At 58.6% G+C, this 12609-nt stretch carries 17 protein-coding genes; 6 read left to right on the top strand and 11 right to left on the bottom strand.

Annotated features, from left to right (window positions below; translation table 11 throughout):
- Positions 1 to 20: 20 nt before the first annotated feature.
- The gene (gene gph, locus ACR0LZ_RS18560) at positions 21 to 686 is read left to right on the top strand and encodes a phosphoglycolate phosphatase (RefSeq protein WP_480751509.1); all 666 of its coding nucleotides are present in this window, start codon (positions 21 to 23) and stop codon (positions 684 to 686) included.
- A 5-nt stretch (positions 687 to 691) separates the two neighbouring features.
- Here the strand turns inward: gph and ACR0LZ_RS18555 are convergent, their stop codons facing one another.
- The 5 genes from ACR0LZ_RS18555 to pheS all read right to left on the bottom strand — a co-directional run bounded on the left by ACR0LZ_RS18555 (position 692) and on the right by pheS (position 4728).
- Positions 692 to 1546 carry a 2-dehydro-3-deoxygalactonokinase gene (locus tag ACR0LZ_RS18555; protein WP_480751508.1) on the bottom strand — a complete coding sequence of 285 codons (855 nt, stop codon included), beginning with the start codon at positions 1544 to 1546 and terminating at the stop codon, positions 692 to 694.
- A 71-nt stretch (positions 1547 to 1617) separates the two neighbouring features.
- A complete protein-coding gene (locus tag ACR0LZ_RS18550) occupies positions 1618 to 2028 on the bottom strand; it encodes a cupin domain-containing protein (RefSeq protein ID WP_480751506.1) in 411 nt (136 codons plus the stop codon).
- A 54-nt stretch (positions 2029 to 2082) separates the two neighbouring features.
- Positions 2083 to 2889 (bottom strand): CE1 family esterase, encoded by an 807-nt coding sequence (locus tag ACR0LZ_RS18545; protein WP_480751504.1) that lies wholly within the window; start codon positions 2887 to 2889, stop codon positions 2083 to 2085.
- Between the two features lie 310 nt (positions 2890 to 3199).
- A complete protein-coding gene (locus ACR0LZ_RS18540; protein WP_480751503.1) occupies positions 3200 to 3451 on the bottom strand; it encodes a hypothetical protein in 252 nt (83 codons plus the stop codon).
- 203 nt (positions 3452 to 3654) lie between these two features.
- Positions 3655 to 4728, bottom strand: a complete 1074-nt coding sequence (pheS, locus tag ACR0LZ_RS18535) for a phenylalanine--tRNA ligase subunit alpha (RefSeq protein ID WP_480751502.1) — start codon at positions 4726 to 4728, stop codon at positions 3655 to 3657.
- A gap of 234 nt (positions 4729 to 4962) precedes the next feature.
- Between pheS and ACR0LZ_RS18530 the strand changes: the two genes are divergently transcribed.
- Positions 4963 to 5124 (top strand): hypothetical protein, encoded by a 162-nt coding sequence (locus tag ACR0LZ_RS18530; RefSeq protein WP_480751500.1) that lies wholly within the window; start codon positions 4963 to 4965, stop codon positions 5122 to 5124.
- An 81-nt stretch (positions 5125 to 5205) separates the two neighbouring features.
- Here ACR0LZ_RS18530 and rplT read toward each other — a convergent pair whose 3' ends face one another.
- From rplT to pyk, 3 genes are all read right to left on the bottom strand, one after another.
- The gene (gene rplT, locus ACR0LZ_RS18525; protein ID WP_008756009.1) at positions 5206 to 5571 is read right to left on the bottom strand and encodes a 50S ribosomal protein L20; all 366 of its coding nucleotides are present in this window, start codon (positions 5569 to 5571) and stop codon (positions 5206 to 5208) included.
- A 15-nt stretch (positions 5572 to 5586) separates the two neighbouring features.
- The gene (rpmI, locus tag ACR0LZ_RS18520) at positions 5587 to 5787 is read right to left on the bottom strand and encodes a 50S ribosomal protein L35 (protein ID WP_480751499.1); all 201 of its coding nucleotides are present in this window, start codon (positions 5785 to 5787) and stop codon (positions 5587 to 5589) included.
- 148 nt (positions 5788 to 5935) lie between these two features.
- A complete protein-coding gene (gene pyk / locus ACR0LZ_RS18515; RefSeq protein WP_480751497.1) occupies positions 5936 to 7381 on the bottom strand; it encodes a pyruvate kinase in 1446 nt (481 codons plus the stop codon).
- Between the two features lie 118 nt (positions 7382 to 7499).
- On the opposite strand from pyk, the gene ACR0LZ_RS18510 reads away from it, so the two are divergent.
- A complete protein-coding gene (locus ACR0LZ_RS18510; RefSeq protein ID WP_480751496.1) occupies positions 7500 to 8237 on the top strand; it encodes an N-formylglutamate amidohydrolase in 738 nt (245 codons plus the stop codon).
- Between the two features lie 10 nt (positions 8238 to 8247).
- On the opposite strand, the gene ACR0LZ_RS18505 is transcribed toward ACR0LZ_RS18510, so the two are convergent.
- Positions 8248 to 8613 (bottom strand): cupin domain-containing protein, encoded by a 366-nt coding sequence (locus ACR0LZ_RS18505; RefSeq protein ID WP_480751494.1) that lies wholly within the window; start codon positions 8611 to 8613, stop codon positions 8248 to 8250.
- A gap of 305 nt (positions 8614 to 8918) precedes the next feature.
- Between ACR0LZ_RS18505 and ACR0LZ_RS18500 the strand changes: the two genes are divergently transcribed.
- Together ACR0LZ_RS18500 and ACR0LZ_RS18495 are read left to right on the top strand one after the other, a co-directional pair.
- A complete protein-coding gene (locus ACR0LZ_RS18500) occupies positions 8919 to 9158 on the top strand; it encodes a DUF6868 family protein (protein ID WP_480751492.1) in 240 nt (79 codons plus the stop codon).
- Positions 9159 to 9258: 100 nt separating this feature from the next.
- On the top strand, positions 9259 to 9573 hold the full coding sequence (locus tag ACR0LZ_RS18495; protein WP_480751491.1) for a DUF1244 domain-containing protein: 315 nt from the start codon (positions 9259 to 9261) through the stop codon (positions 9571 to 9573).
- Here the strand turns inward: ACR0LZ_RS18495 and ACR0LZ_RS18490 are convergent.
- Positions 9560 to 10750: a CaiB/BaiF CoA transferase family protein gene (locus ACR0LZ_RS18490; RefSeq protein ID WP_480751489.1), complete on the bottom strand. Its 1191-nt coding sequence runs from the start codon at positions 10748 to 10750 to the stop codon at positions 9560 to 9562. The two genes, ACR0LZ_RS18495 and ACR0LZ_RS18490, sit on opposite strands and share 14 nt — an antisense overlap.
- A gap of 185 nt (positions 10751 to 10935) precedes the next feature.
- Here ACR0LZ_RS18490 and ACR0LZ_RS18485 point away from each other — a divergent pair, with 185 nt between their 5' ends.
- A complete protein-coding gene (locus tag ACR0LZ_RS18485) occupies positions 10936 to 11736 on the top strand; it encodes a DODA-type extradiol aromatic ring-opening family dioxygenase (protein ID WP_480751487.1) in 801 nt (266 codons plus the stop codon).
- Between the two features lie 8 nt (positions 11737 to 11744).
- On the opposite strand, the gene ACR0LZ_RS18480 is transcribed toward ACR0LZ_RS18485, so the two are convergent.
- Entirely contained in the window at positions 11745 to 12605 is an 861-nt protein-coding gene (locus tag ACR0LZ_RS18480; protein WP_480751486.1) for a D-amino-acid transaminase, read from the bottom strand.
- Between the last annotated feature and the right edge of the window lie 4 nt (positions 12606 to 12609).

Genomic DNA, 12609 nt, shown 5'->3' with positions numbered 1-12609 from the left:
TCGACAAGACCGGAGATGTCATGACCACACCCATCGTATTCGACCTTGACGGCACCCTGATTGACAGTGCGCCGGATATCGCGGCGGCGGTCAACCGGATGCTTGAGGCAGAGTGCGTTGCGCCACTTGACCTGGCAACGGTAATTGGCTTCACCGGGAACGGCCTGCCTCATCTGGTAAAAATGGTGATCCATCACTGCGCCTTGGATATTGCCTCTCATCCTCGGCTTACACAGGTAACACTGGATCACTACAAAGCCGCGCCAAGCGAAATGACCGTTTTATATCCTGGCGTCAGGGACGCTTTGCAAGCGCTGAAATCCCGTGGACACGCCCTTGGCATCTGCACCAACAAACCTGAAGGCGCGGCCCGGCTGGTTCTGGATGACCTGGGGTTGGCCCCATACTTCGATGTGGTCGTCGGAGGCGATACCCTGAATGTTCGCAAGCCCGACCCAGCCGCCGTTTGGGCCGCATTCGATGCCTTGCCCAACGGCCCGCACCTTTATGTCGGTGACAGCGAAGTGGATGCCGAGACCGCGCTACGCGCCGAAGTGCCGTTCTTTCTATTCACCCAAGGCTATAGCAAACGTCCTGCCGAAGAACTGCCGCATTCTGCGCGCTATGACCACAGCAGCCATTTGCCGGAACTGGTCGAAAGGCACTTGGTCGCCCTCGCAAAATAGTCTCGTCAGACGACAAGTAAGCGCCAGGCCTCGATCAAACCCTGCAGCGTCATGCGCGCCTCATCCGCCAGTGCCGCCGGCGCGCCCTGTGCCGTCAGAGCTTCCACATACAGGCTGGCCAGAGGATCGTCACCGATCACCGCCAGTTGTTGACCCAGCCAGAAAGGGCGCGCGGCGGCCAGTTCAGCCCCGATCAGGGCGCCGAAAATACGGGCGCGGGCCGCCTCGGGCTCCAACCCGTTCATGACACCATCGGCATGAACGCCATAGAGGCGTGCCAAAATGCGTTCGGGTTTGGCAATGGCATCCTCAAGCGCGGCGATGAAAGCTGGCCGATCGAACCCCTCTGTCATCAGCGCTAAAGTCGTGGCCGGGACATGCTTCAGGACCGAAAGCATAGAGCCGGTGAGAAAAGTCTGGAAACTGACAACCTCTCCGGCACTGACATGCACCCATCGACTTTGCTGTCCGGTCAGACACACAACCCCGTCCCAGTCCTTGTTGAGCGCCAGAAATCCCGCCACGCGGGTTTCGTCTCCCGTCATCATGTCTGGCGGCGTGGACTGTCGTATTCCCGGCACCATATGCAGGTTCACCCGGTCGTCGCCCAAAGAAACCGCCCAAGTCCCATCGGAGAAGGGTCTACAGGGAACCGCCGGGCCCAACGGCCCGAGCGCGCCGCAGGTCACCACCGGAACAGTGCCCTGCCCCAACCAAGGAAAGACAAGATCGATCAAGGCGTCTCTGTCAGTTTTTTCGACACCTTGCTGCTCAACCCGGTCCAACACATCCGAACCACGCATGGCCCAGGCCCGCTGGAGGGTCTGGCCCCAATCCACCGCAATCCATTCGGGCACCATCCGGTTTTCTCCGTTCCGATCCAGGTTTGAACCGTTCTAGGCCAGCAAGTCACCCGATGCCATCCCCGGGCTTATTCGGAAACGGTGTTTTCCGTTCCTTCCGCACCGGAAAACACGACCAGAACGCGCGCAATATCCGCGCCCGTATTGGTGCCTTCGTGTGGCGATCCGAATGCTTCGACCAGCGCATCGCCCTGATTGTAGGTTCTGATGCCGGCGTCGCCGTAATCCACCGTCAACTCACCTTCCAGCATGTAGCCCGTCAGAGGCGCCTCATGCCGGTGCAATCCGGTTTTCTGCCCCGGCTGCATGGTGACGATTGCAACCGTGATCTGCGGTGTTCCTTCAGGATATTGCAGAGGCTCCCCCAGAACAGAAGTTTCCGTTTGCAGCAACAGCTGCACCGGCGGATAGGTGTCCTTGGCCCAGACACCAGACGCCGTTGCGCCGATCAGCAAAACAGTGGGCAGTATGGATTTCATGTCGAATCTCCTGTTCGAGCTATGAAGGTCGCCGTGTGAAAGGTGCGACATTGGCTAGGGATAGGATAATGGCAATCCCAGCAACTCGTCGAGTTGCCGCGCAATCCAGCCATGCGGGATGAAATGCCCGCCGGGATGAGTGTCAAGCGTCACCCGCCCCCCGTCGCAATCATTCCACGCCACGCGCGAAAGTTTCAAATACGGCACCACCTGCCAATCACCCTGCGGCGTTGCCTCGTGACACCCGCTGCGTTGCCGCCAAAGGGCTACCGGATAGGTCGTGTCGCCGCCGGGGCCAAAGGGAAAGCGCATCACCGTATCGTCAAGGCCATGCACATGGCGCACCTCGGCTGGCCCTTGCGGGCAGTCCTCGGTCTGGTTCAACGTGCCTGCGATGGCAAGCAGGGCGGCAACGTGATTGCCCGACTGGCAGACATAGCGCCACGCCATGGCCGAGCCAAAGGAATAGCCCGAGACATAGATGCGGTCGAGGTCGATGGGATAGGTCTTGGCCACATCTTCCAGAACCCTGTTGGCAAAGGCCACATCGTCGGTGTCAGAGGTCCAGAAATCCCAGGTCTTGCGCCGCCCGTTGGGCGCGACCAGCAGGACCCCGCGCTTGCGGGTGGCGCTGGCGATACGCTGGTGATTGACCACCACGGTGCCCTGCCGCGCCCAGCCGTGGAAATGCAGCAGCACCGGCAGAGGCGTCTGCCTGTCCCAGCCGTCAGGTTCAAGCACGTGATACGAGCGGTCACCGAGATCACAGGCGGTATCGCCGTGGCATTCGGATTTCCAGGGCCCCATGGCAAAGGCGGGCGTGGTCATCAGCAGGAGAAGGCAGAACAATCGACGGATCATGTGCCCGACCCTAACGCGACAATCCGCCCTGTCACTTAACATATCGGTGTAGTCCGAACGTAGGCCGGGCTTCAGCCCGGCACCCACCCATCGCACATGGCGGGCTGAAGCCCGCCCTACATCAGTTAAAACATCAAACCGGGCCATCGCCAGATCGCGGGATGGCAATCAAACCTTGAGCTGGGCAGTTTATGGTCGTCAATTTTGTGTGTCGTTGAAACTGGGCACCTGCGGAGACAAATCGCCAGCCCGTCCGGGCGGTCTGGCGATAGCTCGACGGCCTATCGGCCTTTGCTCCGTGCATTCAAGGTTACTGCGGATCCGGCTCTTTACTAATAGTATTGTCACCGTAGGGAGTGTCCGCTTCATGCTTATGACGACCTAAGCGAAGAAACATAAACTCTTTCTCAACCTGCTCCAGCTTGAGTTCATATCTGAGATCATGTCTTAACTGTTGAAGTAACTCAGTTGTATCAGCTACGGAAAATGATCCCATCGCACTCATAAGTTCTTTTGCGAGGGCTATCTGTTGCGGACTTCCCATCAAAAATACGTCCGCCACTGCCCTTTCGAACGCGGGCTTATTCGGAATAACCGGCCAGTTCGAACCGGCCTCAATTTCCCGTTATGCTTGGACAAGAAAATCTACTCTTTTCGTTTTCCTGAGTTGGCGATCATGTAGATAGCTGTTCAGAGCAACCGCTAGAAGCGCCAGCACGGCGGCTGAAAACAAGCTAATCGTATGATCGGCCCAAGGAATATCCATTACCGACTCAAACCACCATGCAGGTTCGGCATATCCAGCGCCGCGAACCCATAGTGGCGCAGCCAGCGCAGGTCGCTATCAAAGAACGCCCGCAAATCCGGAATACCGTATTTCAACATCGCCAGCCGGTCGATGCCGATGCCAAAGGCAAAGCCCTGATAAACCTCGGGGTCGATACCACCGGCGGCGATCACCTTGGGGTGGACCATGCCGGAACCCAGAATTTCCATCCAGTCGTCGCCCTCGCCGATCTTCAGCTGGCCGTTATTCCACGAACAGCGGATATCGACCTCGGCCGACGGCTCGGTGAACGGGAAGTGCGAGGCGCGGAAGCGCAGTTCGACATCGTCGACCTCGAAGAAGGCTTTGACGAACTCTTCCAGAACCCATTTCAGGTTCGCCATCGAGATGTCCTTGTCGATGGCCAGCCCCTCGACCTGATGGAACATCGGCGTGTGGGTCTGGTCATAGTCGGCGCGGTACACACCGCCCGGACAGATCACGCGGATCGGCGCACCCTGCAGTTCCATCGACCGGATCTGCACCGGTGAGGTATGGGTGCGCAGCACATGTGGCGGGCGGTTGTCACCCTCGGCACGGTGCATATAGAACGTGTCCATCTCGGCCCGTGCAGGGTGGTGGCCGGGGATGTTCAAAGCGTCAAAGTTGTGCCAGTCGGTTTCGATCCGGGGCCCTTCAGCGACCGAGAAACCAAGCTCGGCAAAAATCGCGGTCAGTTCCTCACTGGCCTGACTGACCGGGTGCAGCGTGCCCTGACGGCGCGGGCGCGTGGGCAGGGTGACGTCCAGCCATTCGGTACGCAAACGCTCATCCAGTGCGGCATCCGCCAATGCTGCCTTCTTGGCGGCCAGCGCCGAGTTGATTTCGTCTTTCAGCGTGTTCAGCGCAGGGCCTGCGACCTGACGTTCTTCGGGCGTCATCTTGCCCAATTCGCGCATCTTCAGCGCCACTTCGCCCTTCTTGCCCACGGCAGCGACACGGATCGCCTCCAGCGCGGTTTCGTCGCCTGCCTCGGCAATCTGCCCCAGATACTTTACCTTAAGATCGTCCATGACGGTCCCCTGAATTTGGTCCAGAACCTGCTATCGGCCAATGGCGCTGAATGCAAGACAAGCGCGGTATCGCAAGGCACATTCCGGCAAATCGGGCCGGGTTGGCCATAGCTGGCCTGATGCACGAAACCCTCAGTGGTGCGCCATAGTGGACGCGCCAGCCCGACACAGGGTGAAATTTCCACCCGTTTCAGGCAAACTTGCATCCGACAGCTCGAAAGCGACGGTGCTGAAATGCTGGAATACGGAATTGCCATAAAGAACGCGACCGGAGGCGGCGGCGGGTCAAAAGGGTTTGATCTGTCGGGGCTGATGGAGTCTGTCACCTCGGACCCGACGGCACTTGTGATCGGCGGAGCAGTTGCAGCCGCAGTTCTCTGGTTTCTTCTGAGCTGATCCGCTGAACCTTTCCCGGCTCAATAACGAAAAAGGCCACCCCCAAAGGAGCGGCCCTGTTCACTGTCTCTCAAAAGAGGGTCAGGCAGCCAGAGCAGCCTGTGCCTTGGCGACGATCGCGCCGAACGCTTCCGGTTCGTGCACGGCCAGGTCGGCCAGGACTTTGCGGTCCACTTCGATGCCGGCCAGGTTCAGGCCGTTGATGAAGCGGGAATAGGTCAGAGCCTCGTCATGGCTGCGCACTGCAGCGTTGATCCGCTGGATCCACAGCGCGCGGAAGTTGCGCTTGCGGTTCTTGCGGTCGCGGGTTGCGTACTGGTTGGCCTTGTCGACGGCCTGACGGGCAACCTTGAAGGTGCTCTTGCGGCGGCCATAGTAACCTTTGGCGGCCTTGATGACCTTCTTGTGACGGGCGTGAGTTACGGTTCCACCTTTAACGCGGGACATCTCTCAAATCTCCTCTTAGCGGTCGTAGGGCATGTAGCCCTTGACGATCTTGGCGTCGGGGGCGGACAGGGTGGTGGTGCCACGGGCATTGCGGATGAATTTCTTGTGCCGCTTGATCATGCCATGACGCTTGCCGGCCTGGGCCGTCAGGACCTTACCGGTCGCAGTCACCTTGAAGCGCTTCTTGGCGCTCGACTTGGTCTTCATCTTGGGCATTTCCGTCTCCTTCATTCGGGTTCGGTCTTGACGCGACTCGGCATGCCACATCGGCCGGTCGCGCGGTCAGAGGCGCCGTTTACGCAAGTCCGCGCAAACTGGCAAGGGGTTTCGCGCATTTTCAGGCGCGAAAACTCCGAAAACGCGCTTAGCCCGGATCGGTATTATAGATCAAGCGTTCATCGCAGGGGGCAACGCGCAGGATGTTGGTCGTACCGGGGACGTTGAATGGCACACCCGCCGTTACTACGATCTGATCGGTTTCCGTTGCGAAACCGCCAGCGCGGGCGGCACGGGCCGCGTTGACGACGGCACTTTTGAACCGCTCCAACTCGGGCGTCATCACGCAGTTGCAGCCCCAGCTCAGGCACAGGCGCCGCGCGGTTCCGACCAACGAAGTCATGGCGATGATCGGCACGCCGGGACGCTCGCGCGCGGTCAGCAACGCTGTTGTGCCGCTTTGAGTGAAACAGCAGATCGCCTTGATATCGGTCTTTTCCGCAATCTCGCGCGCGGCGGCGACAATGCCGTCGGCGATGGTCGTTCCCTTGGCGCTGCGGGAGGCATTGATGATCTGCGAATAGGTCGGATCGGCCTCGACTTCGATCGCTACCTTGTTCATCGTCTGAACCGCCTCAATCGGATAGCTTCCGGCCGCCGATTCCGCACTGAGCATGATGGCGTCGGTCCCTTCGTAAATCGCGGTTGCCACATCGGAGACCTCCGCTCGGGTCGGCATCGGGCTTTCGATCATGCTTTCGAGCATCTGGGTCGCCACGATCACCGGTTTGGCCGCAGCCCTGCATTTTCGCACCAGGCGCTTCTGAATCGGCGGCACCGCCGACACCGGCAACTCCACCCCCAAATCACCGCGCGCCACCATGATCCCATCCGAGGCATCCAGGATTTCGTCAAACGCCTCGACCGCCGCTGGTTTTTCGATCTTTGACAGTATGGCGGCGCGACCGTCAGCAAGTGCGCGGGCCTCGAAGACATCCTTGGAGCGCTGAACAAAACTCAACGCCAGCCAATCCACCCCCAACTGACAGGCGAATTCCAGATCAGCCCGGTCTTTTTCAGACAGCGCCGCAAGTGGCAGCACTACGTCCGGCACGTTCACGCCCTTGCGATTCGAGATTGTGCCCCCGGTTTCAATCGTACAATCGGCAAATTCGCGGCCACAACGGTCCACAACCAGTCGAATCTTACCATCGTTGACCAACAGATGCGCGCCGGGTTCCAAAGCCTCAAAAATTTCTGGATGCGGCAGGCAAACTCGGGTTGCGTCCCCTGCTGCCTGGTCCAGATCCAGCCGGAATGTGGCGCCTTCCTCCAATTCTACCACATCCTTGGCGAACACGCCCACACGCAGTTTCGGCCCTTGCAGGTCAGCCAAAATCGCAATCGGGCTATCCAGATCCTTTTCCACCTGCCGGATGATCCGGTGTTTTTCGCGAATCTCGTCATGGGTTCCATGGCTCATGTTCAGCCGGAATACGTCGGCGCCCGCCTCGTGCAGCGCGCGGATCATCTCGTAATTGTCGGACGCCGGACCCAGCGTCGCCACGATTTTTACATTTCTCAGGCGTCGCATCGACCTTGCTCTCCTTAATTCGGCTTCTGTTATCGCAAACAGTGATCGGCTCGCTTATCGCGCAATTCCCTTTCTCAGGCAACTGCCCTACACCTGCGACAAACAAGATGACAGGCTGATGACATACACCCCTTTTTTCATACATGGCGAGGACCGCCCGTCCCGCTGGCTGATTACCTGCGATCATGCAACCAACATGGTTCCTCCCGCCATCAACGGCGGCGATCTGGGGCTGCCGCGTGAGGATATGGAGCGCCATATCGCCTATGATGTGGGTGCCTATGAGGTGTCGAAACATTTGGGTGAAATCCTGAACGCACCGGTGATCGCCGCCAACTTCTCTCGCCTTGTAATCGATCCAAACCGGGGCGAGGACGATCCGACCCTGCTGATGAAACTCTATGACGGCTCGATCATCCCCGGCAACCGCCACGCCGATGCCGAAGAACGAGAAAAACGGTTGGACCTTTGCTATCGCCCCTACCACGACGCGCTTGGGCGGATGGCGGCACTGCCACACGCTGTCATTGTGTCGATGCACTCCTTTACCCGGCAACTGCGGGGCCGGGACCCGCGCCCATGGCATATCGGCGTTCTGCATACCGAGGATGAGAGGTTTTCTCGCCCCCTGATCAATCACCTGCAGGCAGAGCCAGACCTGTGTATCGGTATCAACGAGCCCTATAGCGGGATCTTGTCGGGAGACGCGATTGACAAGCACTGCACCGCACACAATCGCCCTAACGCACTGATCGAGATCAGGAATGATCTGATTGCCGATCACGCAGGACAACGCGCTTGGGCCGAAAGGCTGGCCCCCATTCTCGAAGGGGCGCTTCACGACAGCGGTGTGTGAGCCTCTCGCGCTAGTCGAACTGGACGATTACCGCTTCAAAATCTTCTTCGCCCATTACACAGGTATGGTGGCCCTTGCCGTGACGATCCTCCATGTGCCAGACGTCTCCGGGGCCAATGTCGCGTGTTTCGCCATCACTCGCTGCGACCCGGACTGTTCCGGCCAGACAGATCAGCTTTTGCCGCACCGGACTGACGTGGACCGGCTCATCCCAGCCCGCCCGGAGTCTTAGAAACAACATCTGTCGCGCACGTTCTGGGGCAGATATTTCAATGCTTTTGGCTGGCGGAGCAAAGACCTTCTCCTCCAGCGCAACCTCGACGGTCTCCCAATGGCTTTCACCTGTCTCATCTGCGAAAAGTCTGAAATATCTCACCGTTCACTCCCAACATGCCTTTGCTCCCATCCGACACTGAATTCCTTCGAAGACACCGTGGAACGCCTGCAAAAAAACATGCCGGGCGAACTCATAAGCTGCAAGGCAAAACCATCGTCCAGTTGTTTTGCAGTTCGGTTCGCCTTTCTGCCCTCAAAGGGCTGGGCATTTTGTGGCGTCACCCAAAATCAACCCGTCCTTGCCTAAAATCACTTGTGACGTCAGGTCGGATTGGCCGGGCGCTCTCCGCGCATTCTTGTGAGTGCATCCAGTTACCCCCATATCGAAAAGGAAAGGAGATGACCATGACTCAGGCAACCCTGGCGACGGTCTTCGGCTGGATGACGGTCTTGAATATCAGTATCTTACTCCTCAGCACATTGATGGTGGTTGCCTTGCAAGACCGGATCGCGACCATTCATGGCAACATGTTCGGTATGGAAAAGACAGAGGTCAAAAAGGCCTATTTCCGATATCTGGCCAATTACAAGGTTTTGACGCTGGTCTTCTGCCTTGTGCCGTGGGTGGCGTTGAAACTGGCCTGATCCCGTGATCGATGTGGTGGCCACCTCATGGCCTCCGATTATTGTATCGCCGGACAAGTGTTGCTACCTCAAGGCCAAGTCACTCACACGGAGCCCACGCATGGACCAACAAACCGAAATCGAAGTTCAGGCCGCAGCCTTCCGCCGCCTTCAAAAACACCTGATGGAAGATCGCACGGACGTACAGAATATCGACCTGATGAATCTTGCCGGGTTCTGCCGCAACTGCCTTGCACGCTGGTATCAGGAAGCGGCCAACGAAAAGGGCATCGAAATGGACAAGAACGAGGCCCGCGAGATCTACTACGGCATGACCATGGACGAGTGGAAAACCAACTACCAGACCGAAGCCAGCCAAGAGAAACAGGCTGCCTTCAAGGTCGCGTTCGAGGAAAACGTCCTCAAGAAGGGCTGAACACTATACCACGCGCAGCCAGGTCGTCGAATGCGGCCGCGTCGACACCAAATTCCTCCAATATGGCGCGGCTGTCCGCGCCATGGGCGCGGGGTGGGTTGGTCAATGCAGGCGCTCCGAAATCGTAGGTGAAGCCCGCCACGGGAAACCTGCGATCATCCACCTTTTGAATGACGTTTCGCGTGGCCAGCTGCGCCTCGTCTAACGTTTCTTCCAAACTCCGTACACGAGCCGCCGGCACGTGGTGTGCGTTGAGCACCTGCTCCCATTCCTCAGCCGTTCGCGAAGCCATGGCCTGCGCGATTGCGGCGGAATCCGCCTCTCGTCGTTTGCCGATTTCAGCGCGGGGCGTTTGCAAGATTTCTTCGGCAAGCTCATGCTTGCCGATCGCCCGCATCAGGTTCGCCATCTGAGTATTGGTGTATGCTCCGATCATCAGCAAACCGTCCGCAGTTTCGAATGTCGCATAGCCGGCAAGCGAAGGGTCGTTGTTACCATGTGGTTTTGGCGCCTTTCCAGTTGCCAATGCGGTCATCGAGTTAGAGTTCATCATCATCAACGCGCAGTCGGTCATTGCCACGTCGATCCTCCGTCCCTGCCCTGTCGTCGCGCGCCCAAAAAGCGCCGCTGAAATCGCCAGCGCGGCCTGCGCCCCGGTTCCGTAATCTACCATGGCCGGTCCGACACGAATTGGGGTGCCGTTCACTTCGCCATTGGCGGTCATGACCCCTGTATAGGCCTGTATTACCACGTCATAGGCCGGATGGCCTGCCTTCGGCCCTGTCGCACCGAACCCGCTGATGGCGCAATAGATCAGATCAGGTTTCAAGGCCGCTAGCCGATCATATCGCAATCCCAAAGCTTCGACCGCGCGGGCCGTATAGTTTTGCACCACGACATCTGCGGTTCGAACCAGCCGGTCAAAGATCTCCCGACCCTCGTCCGATTTCAGATCAAGCGCCAAGGTGCGTTTCCCAGCCCCCTGCGCTTGAAACCCCAACCCCATGCCAATGGCGTTCAGCGCTGCATCCGCGCCCTCCGCACGGGTCATGTCGGGTTGCGTCAACGGTTCTATCTTTATGACCTCGGCCCCAAGAACGCCAAGTTGAAAGGTACAAAACGGTCCCGCATAGACATGCGTAAGATCAAGCACTCGTATTCCCTTGAATGGCTGCATGTTCCGCCCCTCCCACATTGAACCTAGGGGCGAGGGATTTCGTACACTGGGCAGTTTGCGCCAACTCGCTGTCGCATTCATTCCGAAGGACGCAGAAACACACAAATACTGTTTGGAAAGCGACCTGACAGTCGCGGACAATCTGTCTTATCCTTACTGCAAACATCAGGCGTCCCGAGGTGATCATGCCCAATCCATTGCCAACCTATTTTATCTCGCATGGTGGCGGTCCATGGCCATGGCTGCCTGACATGCGCCAACGGTTCAAGGAACTGGAAACGTCTCTGGCACGGATGCCACAAGATATTGGCGAAAGGCCTAAAGCGGTCCTGATGATCTCGGGACACTGGGAAGACAGCGATGCATATGCTGTCATGTCATCCCCCCGACCGCCCATGGTGTATGACTATTTCGGTTTTCCGCCAGAGACCTATGAAATCGTTTATCCGGCACCCGGTGCTCCTGATCTGGCCCGGCGCAGTGCTGATCTGATGGCGGCAGCAGGTCTGCCGGTTCGGCTGGACGACACTCAAGGGTTCGATCACGGAACATTCGCGCCGATGGCGGTGATGTATCCTGAAGCGAATATGCCGACCTTTCAGATCTCTCTGCGCAGTCACTATGACCCGGCAGAGCATCTGGCACTTGGCCGCGCCCTTGCCCCATTGCGCGATGATGGCGTGCTGATCGTCGGTTCCGGCCTCAGCTATCACAACCTGCGCCTGATGGGACGCGAGGGGGAAAAGCCCTCGGCGGAATTCGACGCCTGGCTCGACGCAGCACTTGGACTTGAACCGGATGCCAGAACGCAAGCAATGCTGAATTGGGAAAGCGCTCCGTCCGCGCGCACCTGTCACGCGCAGGAGGACCATCTGGTGCCGCTTTTTGTGGCGCTGGGGGCCGCCGAAGAGGCCCCCGCAAAACGCGTGTATCACGAAACCCAGTTTTTCGGCTCGCTTACCGCGTCAAGCTATCGGTTCGGTTGAGCAGTAACTCAGATTGCCTCTTTGCGGGCTTCGTCCAGATAAATCTCGCGCAGACGTCGGGCGATCGGTCCGGGTGTGCCATCCCCCAGTCGCACTCCGTCGATCTCGACAACCGGCATGACAAAGGCGCTTGCCGAAGTGGTGAATGCCTCGTCCGCTTCTTTCGCTTCGTCGATGGTGAACAGGCGTTCTTCGATCTCCATCTGCGCCTCGGCAGCCAGACGCAGCACCGCCTTGCGGGTGATCCCGTGCAGGATGTCGTTCGACAGCGGCCGAGTCACGATCTTGCCGGCCTTGACGAAATAGGCGTTATTCGAGGTGCCTTCGGTCACGAACCCATCCTCGATCATCCAGGCGTCGTCGCAGCCCGCCGCCTTGGCCATCATCTTGCCCATCGACGGATACAAAAGCTGGACCGTCTTTATGTCGCGACGGCCCCAGCGGATATCCTCGATCGAAATGATCTTGTTGCCTTTAACCGCCGCCGGGCTGTCGGCCAGACCAGGCTTGTTTTGGGTGAACAGAACGATCGTCGGCTTGGTATCGGCCGACGGAAACACGAAATCCCGATCCCCGTCGGAGCCGCGGGTTACTTGCAGGTAAACCAAACCCTCGTCGATCCCGTTCAGCTTCACCAGTTGGCGATGAACTTCCAGCAACTCGTCCTTGCTGCAGGGCTCGGCCATGTCCAGTTCGTCCAACGACCGCTTTAGGCGCACCGCGTGGCCCTCAAAGTCGATCAGCTTGCCGCCCAGAACGCTGGTCACCTCATAGACCGCGTCGGCCATCAGAAACCCCCGGTCAAAGATCGAGACTTTTGCCTCGTCCTCAGGCAGGTATTCTCCATTCACATAAACGGTGCGGGTCATGTCT

This window comes from Ruegeria sp. CI1, from assembly GCF_056536925.1.
This window is presented reverse-complemented; position numbering and strand designations above follow the sequence as displayed.